The sequence below is a fragment of the Curtobacterium sp. ABR8 genome (genome assembly GCF_057812125.1).
In genome coordinates this window covers 2,613,506-2,630,836 of record NZ_CM173818.1, presented here as the reverse complement: position 1 = coordinate 2,630,836, position 17,331 = coordinate 2,613,506, and the positions used below count along the sequence as shown (strand labels likewise).

General features: G+C 72.3%; 13 protein-coding genes. 10 read left to right on the top strand and 3 right to left on the bottom strand.

Annotated features, from left to right (window positions below; genetic code table 11):
- The first annotated feature begins 90 nt into the window (after positions 1-90).
- Both ACXKZB_RS12470 and ACXKZB_RS12465 read left to right on the top strand, forming a co-directional pair.
- On the top strand, positions 91-2,580 hold the full coding sequence (locus tag ACXKZB_RS12470) for a glycosyltransferase (RefSeq protein WP_123313711.1): 2,490 nt from the start codon (positions 91-93) through the stop codon (positions 2,578-2,580).
- Positions 2,577-3,323: a polyprenol monophosphomannose synthase gene (locus ACXKZB_RS12465; RefSeq protein WP_488823321.1), complete on the top strand. Its 747-nt coding sequence runs from the start codon at positions 2,577-2,579 to the stop codon at positions 3,321-3,323. The genes ACXKZB_RS12470 and ACXKZB_RS12465 overlap by 4 nt, the downstream gene beginning before the upstream one ends.
- 191 nt (positions 3,324-3,514) lie before the next feature.
- On the opposite strand, the gene ACXKZB_RS12460 is transcribed toward ACXKZB_RS12465, so the two are convergent.
- Positions 3,515-4,801: an O-antigen ligase family protein gene (locus ACXKZB_RS12460; RefSeq protein ID WP_148061793.1), complete on the bottom strand. Its 1,287-nt coding sequence runs from the start codon at positions 4,799-4,801 to the stop codon at positions 3,515-3,517.
- Between the two features lie 131 nt (positions 4,802-4,932).
- Between ACXKZB_RS12460 and ACXKZB_RS12455 the strand changes: the two genes are divergently transcribed.
- A complete protein-coding gene (locus ACXKZB_RS12455; protein WP_488823320.1) occupies positions 4,933-6,291 on the top strand; it encodes a hypothetical protein in 1,359 nt (452 codons plus the stop codon).
- 32 nt (positions 6,292-6,323) lie between these two features.
- Here the strand turns inward: ACXKZB_RS12455 and ACXKZB_RS12450 are convergent, their stop codons facing one another.
- On the bottom strand, positions 6,324-7,703 hold the full coding sequence (locus tag ACXKZB_RS12450) for an O-antigen ligase family protein (RefSeq protein WP_488823319.1): 1,380 nt from the start codon (positions 7,701-7,703) through the stop codon (positions 6,324-6,326).
- A 64-nt stretch (positions 7,704-7,767) separates the two neighbouring features.
- Between ACXKZB_RS12450 and manA the strand changes: the two genes are divergently transcribed.
- The 5 genes from manA (at position 7,768) to ACXKZB_RS12425 (ending at position 14,970) form a co-directional block, all read left to right on the top strand.
- A complete protein-coding gene (gene manA, locus ACXKZB_RS12445; protein WP_488823318.1) occupies positions 7,768-8,976 on the top strand; it encodes a mannose-6-phosphate isomerase, class I in 1,209 nt (402 codons plus the stop codon).
- Between the two features lie 95 nt (positions 8,977-9,071).
- Positions 9,072-10,034, top strand: a complete 963-nt coding sequence (gene galE / locus ACXKZB_RS12440; RefSeq protein ID WP_488823317.1) for a UDP-glucose 4-epimerase GalE — start codon at positions 9,072-9,074, stop codon at positions 10,032-10,034.
- A gap of 188 nt (positions 10,035-10,222) precedes the next feature.
- A complete protein-coding gene (locus ACXKZB_RS12435) occupies positions 10,223-10,555 on the top strand; it encodes a WhiB family transcriptional regulator (RefSeq protein ID WP_374114433.1) in 333 nt (110 codons plus the stop codon).
- Between the two features lie 177 nt (positions 10,556-10,732).
- Positions 10,733-13,570, top strand: coding sequence for a glycosyltransferase (locus ACXKZB_RS12430; RefSeq protein ID WP_340196398.1), 2,838 nt, complete (start codon positions 10,733-10,735; stop codon positions 13,568-13,570).
- Positions 13,567-14,970: a DUF5719 family protein gene (locus ACXKZB_RS12425; protein ID WP_488823316.1), complete on the top strand. Its 1,404-nt coding sequence runs from the start codon at positions 13,567-13,569 to the stop codon at positions 14,968-14,970. Before ACXKZB_RS12430 ends, ACXKZB_RS12425 begins: the two co-directional genes overlap by 4 nt.
- Before the next feature lie 22 nt (positions 14,971-14,992).
- On the opposite strand, the gene ACXKZB_RS12420 is transcribed toward ACXKZB_RS12425, so the two are convergent.
- Positions 14,993-15,433 carry a metallopeptidase family protein gene (locus ACXKZB_RS12420; RefSeq protein ID WP_488823315.1) on the bottom strand — a complete coding sequence of 147 codons (441 nt, stop codon included), beginning with the start codon at positions 15,431-15,433 and terminating at the stop codon, positions 14,993-14,995.
- A 78-nt stretch (positions 15,434-15,511) separates the two neighbouring features.
- Here ACXKZB_RS12420 and ACXKZB_RS12415 point away from each other — a divergent pair, with 78 nt between their 5' ends.
- Both ACXKZB_RS12415 and ahcY read left to right on the top strand, forming a co-directional pair.
- A complete protein-coding gene (locus tag ACXKZB_RS12415; RefSeq protein WP_123313702.1) occupies positions 15,512-15,727 on the top strand; it encodes a DUF3499 family protein in 216 nt (71 codons plus the stop codon).
- Between the two features lie 106 nt (positions 15,728-15,833).
- Positions 15,834-17,312 (top strand): adenosylhomocysteinase, encoded by a 1,479-nt coding sequence (gene ahcY / locus ACXKZB_RS12410; RefSeq protein WP_488823314.1) that lies wholly within the window; start codon positions 15,834-15,836, stop codon positions 17,310-17,312.
- The last annotated feature ends 19 nt before the right edge of the window (positions 17,313-17,331 follow it).

The following is a 17,331-nucleotide window of genomic DNA, read 5'->3' as shown; positions in this document are numbered from 1 at the left end:
CGCGCCTTGTAGGGTGTCATCGGCTCGCGGCACCCCGTGGGCCGAGCCACCGATCCGCGCCCGTGCGCGGCAGCTGCTGGAGGAACTCGCGTGACAGAGCGCAAGCCGGGAGTCGTGTCCGTCATCCTCGTGAACTACAAGGGCACGGACGACACCCTGACGAGCATCGCGGAACTCCGCAAGCAGGACTGGCCGCAGGACAAGCTCGAGGTGATCGTCGTCGAGAACGGCTCCGGTCCGGAGCACCTGGGTCGCCTGCAGGCGTCCGACCTCGACTTCACCCTGGTCGACGCCGGCGCCAACCTCGGCTTCACCGGCGGCTGCAACCTCGGCGTCGAGAAGTCCTCCGGCGAGGTCGTCGCGTTCCTCAACAACGACGCCCGTCCCGACACCGGCTGGGTGCGCGAGGCGATGGCCACGTTCGCGTCCGGCGCCGACATCGGTGCCGTGGCGTCGAAGGTCCTCGACTGGGAGGGCGTCAACATCGACTTCACCGAGGCCGCGATGACCTGGTACGGCATGGGCTACAAGCCGTTCGCCGGGTCGCCGGACACCGGCCGCTGGGAGAGCGAGACCGACGTCCTGTTCGGCACCGGCGCCGCGATGTTCATCCGCGCCGAGCTCTTCGAGCAGCTCGACGGCTTCGACGACCGCTACTTCATGTTCTACGAGGACGTCGACCTGGGCTGGCGGCTCAACCTGCTCGGCTGGCGCTTCCGGTACCAGCCGAAGTCGGTCGCGTTCCACAAGCACCACGCGTCCATGAACAAGTTCGGCGACTTCCGTGAGACCTACCTGCTCGAGCGGAACGCCCTCTTCACGCTGTACAAGAACCTCGGTGACGAGCAGCTCGCCGCCGCCCTGCCCGGCTCCCTGGCGCTCGCCGTCCGCCGTGCCGTGGGTCGCGGGGAGCTCGACTCCACCGAACTCGACCTGCGGAACCCCGGTGACGACAGCGTCCCCACCATCCCGGTGCCGAAGACGAGCATGGCCGGCATCTACGGCGTCGACCAGTTCGTCGAGCAGCTGCCGTCGATGACCGAGTCGCGCCGCGCGATCCAGGCCACGCGGGTCCGCAGCGACCGCGAGCTCCTGCGCCTGTTCGGCAACCGCGACGAGCCCGCGTACCCGATCGAGAACTACCTGGCCGGCTACGACAAGATCGTGCACTCGCTCGGCGTGCTCGAGGTCGGCACCCGTCGTCGCATCCTCATCATCACGGGCGACTCGATCGGCGCGAAGATGGCCGGTCCCGCGATCCGCGCCACCCAGATGGCGAAGCAGCTCGCGTCCGAGCACGACGTGCGCGTGGTCAGCCTGACCCGCTCGTCGCAGATCGACCCGTCGTACGAGGTCGTCACCGTGCCGCACCGCCACCCGCGCCAGATGGTCGAGCACGAGGGCTGGGCCGACGTCATCATCGTGCAGGGCCACGCGCTCCGGCTGTTCCCGGTGCTCGAGTCGACGAGCAAGATCCTGGTCGTCGACGTGTACGACCCGCTGCACCTCGAGCAGCTCGAGCAGGGCCGCAGCGACGACGTCGACCAGTGGAACCGCCAGATCCTGGACGCCTCGGACACGCTCAACCACCAGCTCGAGCTCGGCGACTACTTCATCTGCGCGTCGGAGCGCCAGCGCATGTTCTGGCTCGGTCAGCTCGCCGGCTCCGGCCGGGTGAACGCGCGGACGTACTCGCGCGACGCCGACCTCCGCTCGCTCATCGGCGTCGTGCCGTTCGGGCTGTCCTCCACCCCGCCGGTGCACGACCAGCCGCGGGTCAAGGGCGTCGTGCCGGGCATCGGCAAGAACGACAAGCTCGTCGTCTGGGGCGGTGGCATCTACGACTGGTTCGACCCGATCACCCTGGTCCGTTCGATCGCGCAGCTCGCCGCACGCCGACCGTCCGTGAAGCTCTTCTTCATGGGCGTGCAGCACCCGAACCCCGACGTGCCCGAGATGGACATCGTCGCGAAGGTCCGTGCCGAGGCCGATGCCCTCGGTCTGACCGGCAAGCACGTGTTCTTCAACGACTCGTGGATCCCGTACGAGGAGCGCGGCGCGTACCTGCTCGAGGCCGACGCCGGCGTCTCGACGCACTACGAGCACCTCGAGACCACGTTCTCGTTCCGCACCCGCATCCTCGACTACCTGTGGGCGCGCCTGCCGATCGTCACGACGGCCGGCGACTCCTTCGGCGACCTGGTCGCCGAGGAGCAGCTCGGCGTCGCGGTGCACGAGCAGGACGTCGACGGCCTGGCCACGGCGCTCGAGACGGCGCTCTTCGACAAGAAGGCCCGGGCCCGGTTCATCGCCAACGTCGACCGTGTGCGCGAGCAGTTCACGTGGGAGAACGTCCTGGCGCCGCTCGTCGAGTTCTGCCGCAACCCGATCCGCGCGGCGGACAAGTCGGTGCGCGACACCAGCACGAAGCTCGCGCCCCACACGATGCGCGTGCGTGTGCCGGACCGCAAGAAGCTCTCCGGCGTCCGCTACGACGTCGGCCGCGCGGTGCACTACTTCCGCACCGAGGGCCCGCGCAGCGTCGCGGGGAAGATCAAGCGACGCCTCGGCAACCGGTGAACCCAGCCGAGACGACGGCCCTCGTCGTCGTCCCGACGTACGACGAGGCCGAGAACATCCGCGCCATCGCCGACGCGATCCTGACGGCGTCGCCCGGTGTCCACCTGCTGGTCGTCGACGACGGCAGCCCGGACGGCACCGGCGACATCGTGCGGTCCCTGGCGGCCGCCGACGACCGGGTGCACCTGCTGCAGCGCGCCGGCAAGCTCGGACTCGGCACGGCCTACGTCGCCGGGTTCCGGTGGGGGCTCGAGCGCGGCTACCCGTTGCTCGTCGAGATGGACGCGGACGGCTCGCACCCGGCCGACCGGTTGCCCGCGCTCATCGACGCGGTCACCGCCTCGGACGACGTCCTGCTCGCGATCGGGTCGCGCTGGGTGCCCGGGGGATCGGTCGTCGACTGGCCGCTCCGCCGTCAGGCCCTGAGCCGCGGTGCGAACACGTACGCGCGGCTGGTGCTCGGGATCCACGTGCGGGACATCACCGCCGGGTACCGCGTCTACCGCTCCGACGCGATCGCGCGGATGGACCTCGGGTCGATCGACTCGAAGGGGTACTGCTTCCAGGTCGACATGACGCTGCGCGTGGACGCCCTGGGCGGCCGCATCGTCGAGGTGCCGATCCGGTTCCGTGACCGCGTGCACGGGGTCTCGAAGATGAGCCGCTCCATCGTCGTCGAGGCCATGCTCCGCGTCACGCAGTGGGGGCTGCAGCGCCGCCTGGGTCGCCCCACTCGCCCGTAGCGCGCGCGCTCGCGCCCCCGCCCTCGCCCGCCCGCGCTCGCGGCCGTGTACCCCGCGTGCGGCCCCGAGGTTCCGAAATCCTGGAGCCTCGGCGCTCCCATCGGCGTTCCGTGGAACCTCGGTGACACACGGGCGGCGTGTTCTGGAACCTCGGCGGCACGCGGGTGGCGTGTCCCGGAACCCCGCGGCACCTACGCCCGCGGCAGGTGCCGGCGCCACGAGCGCCGCCGCGCCGCGATCACGAGCACCGTCACGAAGAACATCAGGCCCGCTCCGTGCAGCAGGTAGCTCTCCGCCGCGCTCGTCACCGCGAGGAGCACCAGCACCGCTGCCGGCCACACGTAGGCGACACCGGGGAACGTCGTCGCCGTCACCCACGCCCGCGCGAAGGCCAGCAGCGCGGCGATGCCGAGGATGATCGTGCCCGCCACCCCGAGCTGCAGCCAGGCGTCGACGAACGCGTTGAGGCCCGAGGTGAACCGTGCACCGGCCGGGTCGATGAGCGTGACGTAGGGCACGACGGGCTCGGTCGGCCACGTCCCGACCCACCCCCAGCCCTGGATCGGGTACCGCTCGGTCAGGACCCGGATCTGCGACCACAGGTCGATGCGCGTCGCGGTGCCCCCGGCCGCGCCGATCTCGGCGAGCAGGCGGTGCCGGGCGAACACCGCCACCACCAGCGTGAGCAGGACCGCGGAGCCGAGGACGCCGTTGACCACCGGTCTGGTGGCGGGCCGCGCGTGCCGGAGCGACCAGAGGGCCAGGGCGGTGACGGCGAGGGCGATCATCGCGAGGCCCGTGATGGGGGACTGCACGAGCATGAGGGCGATGACGGCGAGGGCGGTCGAGCCGATCGCGCGCCACATGGTCACGGAGCGGGTGAGGAACTCGACGACGAAGGTGACCAGGGCCATCGCGGCGATGAAGCCCATGAAGTTGCGCGTCCCGCCGATGCCCTGGATCGGGCCGCCGTACGCGATGTCGCCGCGGATCCCGAAGGCCGGCAGCGGGACGTCGAGCACCAGTCCGGACAGCACCTCGAGCCCGAGGGCGACGACGAGCAGGATCCGGAACGCGTCACCGGACGCCCGGATCACCTGCACCAGGTCCCGCCCGAGGGCCAGGTACAGCCCGAGCCCGATGAAGCAGACGGTCTGCACGAGTCCGCGCAGGGCGACCCACGAGTACTCGCTCCAGAGCACGCTCAACGCGCAGTACCCGACGAACGCCAGCAGCGAGAGGGGGAGCACGCCGTGCCACTCGATCCGGTACCGCTGCCCGAGCAGGCTCAGCCCGGCGAGCACGAACAGCGTGACGAGCACGGCCCACGTGCCGGACCGGCCGACCAGTGCCTGCACGGTCGGCTGCCCGAACCCGAACAGCACGATGACCGTCGCGAGCGCCTGGCTGAACCGTCCACCGGCCGAGAAGCCGATCCAGGCGGAGAGGTACCGGCGCCCGAGCACGTGTCTGCTCACCCGGCCGTCCGTCACGCGTCCATCTTGGCGTACGACCTTGTGACGAGCCGCCCGCATCGCGGAAACGCGGTATCGACGATCCGCGGTGTGGCGTCATCGACGATGCGCGATGCTCACCTAGCTTCACTGCAATGGACCCCCTGCGGAGGGCCGCCGGCCTGCCGCTGGTCGCGGTCGTCATCGGCTTCGCCACCGCCGCGCTCGCCTGGTACCGGCTCGGTCCCGTACCACGCAACACCGTCTGGGCCGAGGACGGCGGGGTCTTCCTGCGGGAACGCATCGCCCTCGGCCCGGTGGACACCCTGCTGCACCCGTACGCCGGGTACGTCCACCTGCTGCCCCGGATGGTGGTCGACCTCGGCTACGCGCTGCCGACCGCCCGGTACGCCCAGGTCGTCTCGCTGTCGTCCTGCCTGGTCGTCGGCGCCGTGTGCGCGCTGGTCTTCGTCCTGTCCCGCGACGTGGTCCGACCGTGGCCGTTCCGCCTGGTGCTCGCCGGCGTACCCGTCGTGCTGCCGCTCGCGCCCTACGAGATCAGCGGGAACGCCGCGAACCTGCACTGGTACCTGCTCGTGCTGGTGCCGTGGGTGTTCGCCCACCGCAGCCGGACCTGGTGGGGTGCAGCCGCGCTCGCCGTGGTGGCCGGACTCGCGGTGCTCACCGAGCCGCAGGCGATCCTGTTCACGCCGCTGCTCCTGCTCGCGTGGCCCCGGCGGCGCGCTGCGTCGGGAGGGGTCCGCCACGCGCGCCTGCTGCCGCTGCCCGTCACGGTCGTGGCGCTCGCCGCGGCCGTCGTCCAGGTCGTCACGACCCTCACCCACCCGCGCGACCTGACACCCGGTGCTCCGGCGTTCCGCGACGTGCTCGCCGGGTTCCTGCTCCGGCCCGTCGCCGGCGCGTGGGACCCGCACCTCGGCGAGGTGGTCGGCACGGTCGTGGAGCACGGCTGGGCGCCCGTCCTGGTGCCGGCCGGCGCACTGGTGCTGGTCCTGGTCGCGGGCGTCGTCGTCGGTCCGGCCCGCAGCCGGTGGATGGTCGTCGCGCTGACGCTGGCGTCCGGTGCCGTGTGGTGGGCGGCCCTGCTCGCGAACGACGGTGCCGGGCAGCCGTGGGCAGACCCCACCCCCGCCGTGGCGGCGATCCCGCCGCAGCGCTACGCGGCCGCCGCCGGCCTGCTGCTCGTCAGTGCCGCGGTGGTCGCCGCCGCCGCGCTGGTGGACGCCGACCGGTGGTCGCGTGTCGCGCAGCGGACGGGAGGCACGGGTCGCCTCGTCGGGGCGCTGGCCGCCTGGTGCGTGGTCGCCGCCGTCGTCACGGCCGCCGTCCTGCACGTCGCGCCGGCGGACACCCGGCGCAGTGACGGGCCGGTGTGGGCGGAGCAGCTGCCCGCCGCCGCCGAGGCGTGTCGCGCCGACCCGACGCTCGAGGTCGTGCGGGTGCGGTCGAACCCGTGGTCGTCACCGGTCGCGTGCGCCTGGCTGTTCCGCTGACACCGGACCGCTGACCGCCGGCCGTTCGCTGCTCAGCGCGTGGTGGCCCAGCGGAACTCGCGCTTCGCCGGCGGGGTGCGCGGGCCGTCGCCGGTCGAGGTCGGTTCCTCGCCGGTCAGGACGATCCGGGTCTTGATCGCGATGAGCGCGAAGAGCACCCAGTTCCCCTGGTAGAGCAGCCGGGACTCGGCGACGGACTGCACGAGCAGTGCGACGACGACGAGCAGCGGCAGGAGCGACACCGGGTCGAACGTGCGCGGACGGAGCGCGGCGTCGTAGCCGATCCGGGTCGCGCACGCCCACGAGCGCGACAGCGTCGTGACGACGTACAGCAGGAACAGGACGAGCCCGATGATGCCGGTCTGCATCCAGACGTCCAGGTAGGCGTCGTGTGCCTGCAGGTACGTGACGCCCTTGCGGTGGGCCAGGTCGGCCAGGGTCGGGATGCCGGGCCACCAGTAGCCGATCCACCCCCAGCCGACGACCGCGTGCTGGTCGATGAGGCCGAGGACCTTCGCCCAGATCTCACCGCGTCCGGTCGCGTCGGACCCCTTGCCGAGCAGTTCGGAGACCGGCCCCCGGAGCACGAACGCCGCGACGGCGACGACGACCGCGCCGACCGCGAGCAGCAGGTACCGCGGGGTGCGTCGCTCCGTCGGGACCCGGCGCATCCACACGGCGACCAGGGCGACGACGGCGACGACCAGCGCGGCCGCGATGACCGTGGACGAGCGGGTGAGCACGAACCCGAGAGCGGCGACCACGAGCCAGCCGGTGGCCCGCTGCCGACGCATCCGGCCCTCGGCGAGCTGCAGCACGACGACGATCGCGACGAGCAGCGCGACCATCGCCAGCAGGTTCGCGTTGCCCGGCAGCCCCTGGATGCGGCCGCCGGTGAACAGCTCGGCGCGCGAGAAGTAGAACGCGTCCGGGATGTCGGCGTCGCCGTAGTCGGTCCAGATCGGCGCGATGGGGTGCCGCACGAACACGGCGACGACGGCCTCGAACAGGATCGAGAGCAGCAGCACCCAGCGGAGCGCGAGGCTGAGCGCGTCGAGGATGCGGCGCCAGGTCAGGGTGGAGGCGATCGTGAAGGCCACGGCGGCGCAGATCACCTGCACGGTCAGGCTCGAGATCGTCGCGAAGCGCCAGTGCGACCAGACGACCGACAGCAGGCACCACGCCAGGAAGGCCCAGAGCGGCCAGGGGGAGCGCACGAGCGGCGGCTTCGCCCGGACCAGGATCGTGATGCCCCAGGCGGCCACGAGCGCCCACAGGATGCCAGCGCCGACCCAAGTGAGGGTGTTCGGGACCGCGTCGCCGGCGAAGAGCACGAAGATCGTGGTCGCACCGAAGGCGAACGCCTCGCGCTCGGGTACGGTCCCGCGTGCCAGCGGCCAGGTGTTCGTCACGACGTCAGGCTACCGGCGGCGGGCGGCCACGAAGTCCCCGGATCCCGCCGGTAGGCTCTCGCCCATGTTCCTCGGCATCACGAACACCCCCCGCGACTACGCCTGGGGCTCGGTCACCGCGATCCCCGAGCTCCTCGGTCGCACCGTCACCGGCGCCCCGCAGGCAGAGCTCTGGCTCGGTGCGCACCCGGGCAGCCCGAGCGTGGTCGTCAACCCGGCGATGGTCGGCGGTGCCGACACCCTGCTCGACTGGATCGCCGCCGAGCCGCAGGACGCCCTGGGCGGCGACCGCACCGGTCTGCCGTTCCTGCTGAAGGTGCTCGCAGCGGCCGCGCCCCTGTCGTTGCAGGCGCACCCGACCCCGGAGCAGGCCGAGGCCGGCTTCGCGCGTGAGGAACGCGAGGGCATCGCGATCGACGACCCGGCGCGCAACTACAAGGACCCGTTCCCGAAGCCCGAGCTCGTCGTCGCCCTGAGCGAGCGGTTCGAGGCACTGAGCGGCTTCCGTCCGGTCGAGGAGACCCTGGCCGAGGTCCGCGTGCTCGACGCCGGCAGCGGTCGGCTCGGTCCGCTCGAGGTGCACCTGGTGCACGGGCTGGAGGACACCGTCCGCTGGCTCGAGACCGCCGACGACTCCGCGCTCGCCGTGGTGCAGGCGGCGAGCGACCTCGCCGTCGCCCTCGACGACGACCTCCTCACCCCGAACACGGCCACGGTCCGCGACCTGGCGACCAGCTGGCCCGGCGACCCCGGCATCGTCGTCTCCCTGCTCATGCACCGGGTGACCCTCACCGCGGGGCAGGCCATGTACCTGCCCGCCGGCAACATCCACGCCTACCTCGACGGACTCGGCATCGAGCTGATGGCACCGTCCGACAACGTGCTGCGCGGCGGGCTGACGCCGAAGCACGTCGACGTGCCCGAGCTCCTGCACGTGCTCGACTTCACGGCGTACCCGGCACCGGTCCTCGAGCCCGAGCGACTGGCCCCCGGCGTGGACCGCTTCGCACCCGAGGGTGTCGGCTTCGCGCTCCTGCGCGTCGACGGGGACGGGCGACCGGTCGGGCTGAGCACCGGCGGGGTCGCTCCGCTGTCCGGCCCGTCGATCGCCATCTGCACCGAGGGCGTCGTGACGCTCGTCGGCGCGACGTCCGCGACGCTGCTCCGCAAGGGCGAGTCGTGCTTCATCACGCCGGACGAGGGCGACGTCACGGTGGAGGCCGACTCGTCGAACGGCGTCACGTCGACGGTGTTCATCGCGACCGGCCACTAGGGGCACGGGCCGGGGCCCGGCGTGGAGCCGCACGCCCTGGCGCGGTCCCGCACACCGGCCCCGGGGCGTCTCGTTCGTCCGCTAGCGTGGCGACCATGAGTTGGCTGGTCACCGGCGGTGCCGGGTACATCGGGTCCCACGTCGTCCGAGCACTGCGCTCGGCCGGCATCGACACGGTCGCGTTCGACGACCTCTCGAGCGGCTTCCGCGCGTTCGTGCCGGACGACGTGCCGTTCGTCGAGGGCACGATCCTGCACGGCGACCTCGTCGCCCGCACCCTGCGGGAGCACCACGTCACCGGTGTGGTGCACGTCGCGGGCTTCAAGTACGCCGGCGTCTCGGTCGAGCGCCCGCTGCACACCTACGAGCAGAACGTCACCGGCATGGCGACGCTGCTCCGCGCGATGGCCGAGAACGGCGTCACGAAGGCCGTCTTCTCGTCGAGCGCCGCGGTGTACGGCACCCCGGACGTCGACGTCGTCGTCGAGTCCACCCCGAAGGCGCCGGAGTCCCCGTACGGCGAGTCGAAGCTCATCGGCGAGTGGCTGCTGCGCGACATGGAGGTCGCCGCCGGCTTCACCACGACCTCGCTCCGGTACTTCAACGTCGTCGGGTCCGGCGAGCCCGACCTGTACGACGCCAGCCCGCACAACCTGTTCCCGCTCGTGTTCGACGCGCTGCTGGCCGGTCGCACCCCACGGATCAACGGCGACGACTACGCGACCCCGGACGGCACCTGCGTCCGCGACTACATCCACGTCGCGGACCTCGCACACTCGCACGCCGTCGCGGCGCAGAAGCTCGAGGCGGGGGAGCCGCTCGAGCAGGCCTACAACCTCGGCAGCGGCGACGGTGTGAGCGTCCGGCAGATCATGGACGCCATGGCGAAGGGCACCGGGATCGCCTTCGAGCCGGAGATCGCGCCGCGCCGCCCCGGCGACCCGGCGCGCATCGTGGCGACCGGCGAGGCCGCGACGCGGGACCTGGACTGGGCGATGCGACACACCCTGGACGAGATGGTCACGAGCGCGTGGGAGGCCCGCCGCAGCGCCTCGTAGCGGCTGAGGACGTGTCAGTTGTCCCCCGGAACCCCGACAGAACGGGCGCGACACGCCCAGACGGGGGACATGACACGCCGAAGCGGTCACTGCCTTCTATGATCCGCGACTTGACTCAGGCGAATGACACCGCTGTAATTACAGGCAACGACTTCAATCGTTGTGGTCCCGTTATCGAGACGTCAGGGGTGATCAGGGTGAACGGTTCCGACTTCCACGCCGGAGTTCCAGAGGACTGGCACGTCGACCCCGTGGCGCTCGGCGTCCCGGGTGTTCGACGGCCGGAGACGGACGACGAGGAGAACCCGCTCGCGTGGCAGGTCGACTCGCTGTGCGCACAGACCGACCCGGAGGCGTTCTTCCCCGAGAAGGGCGGCTCCACGCGCGAAGCGAAGAAGATCTGCACGTCGTGCGAGGTCCGGGCGCAGTGCCTCGAGTACGCGCTCGAGAACGACGAGCGCTTCGGCATCTGGGGCGGTCTGTCCGAGCGCGAGCGTCGCAAGCTGCGCAAGCGGGCGTAATCGCGGTCACGGCGCGCCAGCGCCGTGCGATTGCGCCCCTGAGGAGCCTGCGACGAAGGCGCCGGAAGCCGGCCACGTCGAGTCGTCCTCCGCGCAGCCCTGACGTTCCCACAGCTTCACGGCGCGCCGCCGTCCGCAGCGGACGCCGTGCCTCCAGACCGTAGAGTGACGCCCGTCATGCAGCCCAGAGTCACCGCGATCCTCGTCGCCGCCAACGGAGCGGCCCACCTCGACCGGACCCTGGACGCACTCGCGGCCCAGACCCGCCACCCCGAGAACCTGGTGGTCGTCGACGTCGGGTCGACCGACGGCTCCACTGCCGGGCTCTCCTTCGGCGGGTCCGCCGAGCTGCTGCGTCTGCCGGCCGGACGCCCCTTCGGCGAGGCCGTCGCGCGCGGCGAACGCGAGGCGCCGCCCGCCGTCGTCGACGAACCCGTCGACGAGTGGCTGTGGCTGCTCGGGCACGACAACGCACCGTCCCCGACCGCGCTCGCGGACCTGCTCTCCGCCGTCGAGATCGCGCCGTCCGTCGTCGTGGCGGGTCCGAAGCTCGTGTCCGACGACGACCCCTCGCTGATCCGCGCGTTCGGCGAGAGCATGACGCGCTTCGGCCGCTCGATCGGTCTCGTGCAGGACGAGCTCGATCAGGGCCAGCACGACCGGCACACGGACGTGCTCGCGGTCGCCGCCGGCGGCATGCTCGTGCGCCGTTCGGTGTGGACCGAGCTGTCCGGCTTCGACCCGGCGCTGCCGGACGTCGACGCCGCCCTCGACTTCTGCGTCCGCGTCCGCCTGGCCGGGCACCGCGTCGCCGTCGTCCCCGGCGCGAAGGTCACCACCGCCGGTCCGATCGAGGAGTTCGGTCGCAAGCGCGTCTCCGAGGCCCGCCGCGTCCGCATGCACCGGCAGGCACAGCTCCACCGTCGGATGACCTACGCGCCGGGCGGGCTGCTCTGGCTGCACTGGCTCACCCTCGTCCCGTTCGCGGTCGGCCGGGCGATCGGCCACCTCGTCGCCAAGCACCCTGCGGCGGTCGTCCCGGAGCTCGCCGCGGCGTTCGCGGTGGCGTTCGGCGGCGGCACCGGTCGGGCGCGCAGGAACCTCGCCCGCACGAAGAAGCTCGGCTGGGCCGCCGTCGAACCGCTCCGGGTCAGCTGGCGTCGGGTGCACGAGCACCGGACCACCTCGCGCGACGTCGAACTCGCCCGCGTCGAGGACGCCCCGATCGCGCGGGCGTCGTTCCTCGGCGACGGCGGGATCTGGGTCGTGCTGGCCGCGGCGGTCCTGAGCGTCGTGACGCTCTACCCCCTGCTCGGCTCGCCGGCGCTCACCGGCGGCGGCCTGCTGCCCCTCAGCACGACCGTCGGCCAGCTCTGGCAGAACGTCGGCTACGGCTGGCACTCGCTCGGCACCGGCTTCACCGGTCCGTCGGACCCCTTCGCCGCCGTGCTGGCGGTGCTCGGTTCGATCGTGTTCTGGTCACCGTCCACGTCGGTCGTGCTCGTGATGCTCGTCGCGTTCCCGCTGTCCGCCCTCGGTGCCTGGTTCGCGGTCCGCAAGGTGACGACGCGCAAGTGGGTGCCGGTCATCGGCGCCGCGCTCTACGCCATCGCCCCGGCCCTCGTCGGCGCGGTCACCACCGGACACCTCGGTGCCGTCATCGCCCACCTGGTACTGCCGTGGTTGTTCGTCGCCGTGCTCGAGGCGCACCGCTCGTGGGCATGGGCGTCCGGCGCCTCGCTGCTGTTCGCGGTCGTGGCGGCCTCGGCGCCGTCCCTGCTGCCGGTCCTGCTGATCGGCTGGCTGGTCGCGCTCGTCGTCGGGTGGCGCCGAGCGCACCGTCGGGCCTTCATCCCGGTGCCGACCGCGGTGCTCTTCCTGCCGCTCGTCCTCGCGCAGGTCGCGCGCGGCAACGTCCTCGCGGTCTTCGCCGACCCCGGCGTGCCGTCGGCCACCCGTGCGCCGTCCGCGCTGCAGCTGGCGATCGGTCAGCCGCTGCCGGACTGGAGTGGATGGCTGCCCGCCACGTCCGGGCTCGCCGCCGTCGGCACGTGGCTGCCGATCGTGATGGCCGTCCTGGCCGTGCCGATCGCCGCCGCCGCGATCGGCGCGATGCTCGGACACCGCTGGGCCGTCGCCGGCTCGGCGCTCGTCGTCGCACTGCTCGGCTTCGGCACCGCCTTCGCCGCCACCCACGTGACCGTCACCGGCGTCGGGTCGACCACCACCATCGTGTGGCCCGGCAGCGGGCTGTCGGTGTACTGGCTCGCGATCGTCGTCGCGGCCTGCATCGGCATCGACGTGCTGCCGAAGGCCGCACCGGTGACGGGACTCGTCGCGACGGTGCTCGCCGGCGTCGCGGTGGCCCCGGCCTTCGCCGCGTTCTACCTCGGCAACGCCGCGATCCAGCCGACCACCGGCCGGGTGCTCAGCGCCTACGTGAACGCCGAGGCGCAGGCGAACCCCGACGTCGGCACGCTCGTCGTGGTGCCGCAGGACGACGGGTCGCTCGCCGTCGCACTCGAGCGCGGTCAGGGTGCCACCCTCGACGACCAGTCGACCCTCGACGCCACCGCACTCCGACTGAGCGAGTCCGGCGCCCGCCTCGCGACGCTCGCCGGCAACCTGGCGAGCCGCAGCGGTTACGACCCCCGGCCGGCGCTGCAGGAACTCGGCATCAGCTTCGTCCTGCTCGACGACGCCGGCGACGACCCCGAGGCGCAGAGCGTGCACGACCGGGCCGCGGGTGCGATCGGGCAGAACGCGCTCTTCACGAGCATCGGCGAGACCACGAACGGGCAGCTGTTCCACTACGAGGGCGACGTCGACCGGACCACCACCGGGTCCGCCGCCGCCCGCGCCACGCACGTGCTGTACCTGGTCGTGCTCGGCGTCGTGTTCGGCGCCGCCGCCCTGCTCGCCGTGCCGACGGCCCCGCGCCGCCGCCGGGCCACCTCGAACGTCATCGAGGCCGAGGAACCCGCGACCACCTTCGACGAGGAGCGCGACGAATGAGCACCACCACCGGCTCCGTCCGACGTTGGGTCGTCCGCGGCACCGCGACCGCGATCGCGGTGGTCGTCGCCGCCGGCGCGGTCACCGCTGCGCACGCCTACGGCACCGCGGCCGAACCGGGTCGCCCGGCCGGCCGGACCGTCACGCCGGTCCCCGCCGACGCCGAGCGCGTCTGTGCCGGCAGTGCCCTGCGACTGTCCGACGACTCCGGCAACGACGCCACCCAGGCGAGCACGGTCGGGTCCGCCACCGTCGCCACGGCGACGACCGGCTCGACCGTCGAGCGGTCCTCGCTCGACCCGTCGTCCACCGGCGGCAGCGACCCGCGGTTGCTCACGGCCCCCGCGGGCGACTCCACACCGCAGGTCGCGGGCAGCAGCTACCAGAGCGTCTCCAGCGGCGACCTGGTCGGTGCCGGGGCGGCGTCGTGCGACGACCCCACGCAGTCGACCTGGCTCGTCGGCGGCTCGACCGAGACCGGGCGCACCAGCCTCGTCACGCTGTCGAACCCCACCGACGTGAACGCGACCGTCGACCTGGCGATCTACGACGGCACCGGCACGGTCAGCGCCCCCGGCACGACCGGCATCGTCGTCGCCCCGAACACCCAGAAGGTCGTCCCGCTGTCCGGCTTCGTGTCCGACCAGGGATCCACCGTCGTGCACGTGTCGTCCTCCGGCGGGCAGATCGTCGCCCACATGCAGGAGACCGTCGTCCGCACGCTCACCCCCGGCGGCTACGACATCGTCTCCGGCGGCGCCGCGCCGTCACGCTCGCAGGTCATCCCCGGCGTCGTGCTCGCCGGTGCGGAGGAGGCACAGCGCGGCGACGACACCGCGGACGCCGCCCCCGTGGTCCGGCTGTTCGTCCCGGGCACGGAGTCGGCACGCGTCACGCTCGGCATCACCACGGCGGACGGCGGCGGTACGACCGTGAACGCCACCGCCGAGCCCGGGGTGGTGACCGACGTCGCGCTCGACGACTTCCCGGACGGCCGGTACTCGTTCACCGTCACGTCGACGCAGCCCGTCGTCGCCGGTGCCCGCACGACCTCACCGACGGCCGACGGCAACAGCGACCTCGGATGGTTCGCCTCGGCCGAGCCCCTGGGTGACGAGGTCATCACCGCGGTGGCACCGGGGGAGGGCGTCCGCATGAACTTCGTGAACCCCACGCGCGAGGACCGTGCGATCACGATCCGCTCCGGCGACGAGAAGCGCACCATCCAGGTGCTGTCGGGCGCGACGGCGACCATGCCGGTGCAGACCGCGAAGCAGCTCTCGATCTCCGGAGCCGAGGGCGTCGTGGCCGGCGTCACCTACCGTGGGGACGACGGCATCGCCGGGTTCCCGGTCCGTCCGTCCACCCAGGTCTCCACGCCGGTGCGCGTCTACCCCTGACGGTGACGACGGTCCGGCGTCGTCACCAGTGGCGGTAGCGGTCCGGCGCCAGGTCCCACGGGTCCTTGCCGATCAGCTCACCGACGGCACGGAACACGGCCGTCTCGACGATGATCCGCCGGTCGGCGTCGTCCTTCTCGGGGCTGCGGTTCACGCGCTCGACGGGGATCCGGAACACGGTGACCCTGCGGGTGTCGCGGTCGATGCGCCACCGGGGCATCGCATCGGGCAGCGTCGTGTCGGTCGGCATGTCGGCCACCTGGAACACCACGCCCGCAAGTTCGTCCGGCCACAGGCCGATCAGGTAGTGGGCGCTGTCGCCGACGATGCGGTCGAACGCCTCGGCGCGGGTGGTGATCGGCGCGAGCTCGGGACCGGTCACGCTCGACCGCCCGCCGCGTCCGTGCCGGGACCGTCCTCGACCGCGGTCGACCGGGGTGACGAGGCGGGGCTTGCGACGCATCCCCACATCGTACGCGTGCCGCCGTCGCTCCCGGTCGCTCCGGTCGCCCGTGCGCGCTCCGCTAGGCTCCCTGACGACATGGACGTGAGGATCTGCAGCAAGGTCGCGTGCGCCGCGAGCGCTTCGGCGACCCTGACGTACGACTACGGCGACTCCATGGTCGTGGTCGGGCCGCTCTCCACGCGGGTCGAACCGCACGGCTACGACCTCTGCGCCCGGCACGCCGCCGGTCTGCGCGTCCCGCGCGGCTGGCAGGTGGTGCGGCGCGAGCCGCTGCAGCGCGAGGCCGACTGACGGCTCGCCCTGCGCGACGCACCAGCGGTGGTGGGAGGGGAAGCCCGTGGGAGGTGACCGACGTCGGCTGGGGACCCGCGCCTCCCGGCATGGAAGACTGATGGGCATGCCCACCGAAGCCCAGACCGCAGCACCGTACCGCGTCGCCGACCTCTCGCTCGCCGAGGCGGGCCGCCACCAGATCCGCCTCGCCGAGAACGAGATGCCGGGCCTGATGGCCCTGCGCGAGGAGTTCGGTGCGTCGCAGCCGCTGGCCGGCGCGCGCATCGCCGGATCGCTGCACATGACGGTGCAGACCGCCGTCCTGATCGAGACGCTCGTCGCCCTCGGCGCGCAGGTGCGCTGGGCGAGCTGCAACATCTTCTCCACGCAGGACGAAGCCGCCGCGGCCGTCGCGGTCGGGCCGACCGGCACGCCAGACGCACCAGCAGGCGTCCCCGTGTTCGCGTGGAAGGGCGAGACGCTCGAGGAGTACTGGTGGTGCACCAGCCGCATCTTCGACTGGACCGCCGAGGCCGCCGCCGCCGGAGCCGACTGGGCCGGTCCGAACCTGATCCTGGACGACGGCGGTGACGCCACCATGCTCGTGCACACCGGTGCCGACGCCGAAGCGGCTGGTGCTGCTCCCGACGCCGGCGCCGACGCGAGCGCCGAGTGGAAGATCGTCCTCGACACCGTCGCCGCGTCGCTCGAGACGTCGTCGGACCGCTGGACCCGCATCGCCGCGGACATCGAGGGCGTCACCGAGGAGACCACCACGGGCGTGCACCGCCTGTACGAGCTGTCGCGGAGCGGGCAGCTGCGGTTCCCGGCGATCAACGTCAACGACTCCGTCACGAAGTCGAAGTTCGACAACAAGTACGGCATCCGCCACTCGCTGCCCGACGGCCTGAACCGGGCGACCGACGTCCTGATGGGCGGCAAGGTCGCGTTCGTCGTCGGCTACGGCGACGTCGGCAAGGGGGCGGCCGAGGCACTGCGCGGCCAGGGCGCCCGCGTCATCGTCAGCGAGGTCGACCCGATCTGCGCGCTGCAGGCCGCGATGGACGGCTACCAGGTGGCGCGACTGGCCGACGTCGTCGACACCGTCGACATGGTCATCACCTGCACGGGCAACCTCGGCGTCGTGGGCGTCGACGAGATGCTCGGGCTGAAGCACCTGGCCATCGTCGCCAACGTCGGGCACTTCGACAACGAGATCGACATGGCCGGCCTCGAGTCGCTGCCCGGTGTGGAGAAGGTCGAGATCAAGCCGCAGGTGCACGAGTGGCGCCTGCCGACCGGTCGGTCGATCCTGGTGCTGTCCGAAGGGCGGCTCATGAACCTCGGCAACGCCACCGGGCACCCGTCGTTCGTGATGAGCAACTCGTTCACGAACCAGGTCCTGGCGCAGATCGAGCTGCACACCCGTCGTGACGAGTACCCGACCGGAGTCTACGTGCTGCCGAAGCACCTGGACGAGAAGGTCGCGCGCCTGCACCTGGGCGCCCTCGGGGTGGAGCTGACGGAGCTGCGTCCCGAGCAGGCGGCGTACATCGGCGTCCCGGTCGAGGGACCGTTCAAGCCGGAGCACTACCGCTACTGAGCGGTCGCGCCAGCGCCTC

Excerpts from the sequence above, each read along its gene's own strand:
- galE (WP_488823317.1), top strand. The coding sequence starts at position 9,072 with ATGAGTTGGCTGGTCACCGGCGGTGCCGGGTACATCGGGTCCCACGTC.
- ACXKZB_RS12415 (WP_123313702.1), top strand. The coding sequence starts at position 15,512 with ATGGACGTGAGGATCTGCAGCAAGGTCGCGTGCGCCGCGAGCGCTTCG.
- ahcY (WP_488823314.1), top strand. The coding sequence starts at position 15,834 with ATGCCCACCGAAGCCCAGACCGCAGCACCGTACCGCGTCGCCGACCTC.
- ACXKZB_RS12420 (WP_488823315.1), bottom strand. The coding sequence starts at position 15,433 with ATGCGTCGCAAGCCCCGCCTCGTCACCCCGGTCGACCGCGGTCGAGGA.
- ACXKZB_RS12455 (WP_488823320.1), top strand. The coding sequence starts at position 4,933 with ATGGACCCCCTGCGGAGGGCCGCCGGCCTGCCGCTGGTCGCGGTCGTC.
- ACXKZB_RS12430 (WP_340196398.1), top strand. The coding sequence starts at position 10,733 with ATGCAGCCCAGAGTCACCGCGATCCTCGTCGCCGCCAACGGAGCGGCC.
- manA (WP_488823318.1), top strand. The coding sequence starts at position 7,768 with ATGTTCCTCGGCATCACGAACACCCCCCGCGACTACGCCTGGGGCTCG.
- ACXKZB_RS12425 (WP_488823316.1), top strand. The coding sequence starts at position 13,567 with ATGAGCACCACCACCGGCTCCGTCCGACGTTGGGTCGTCCGCGGCACC.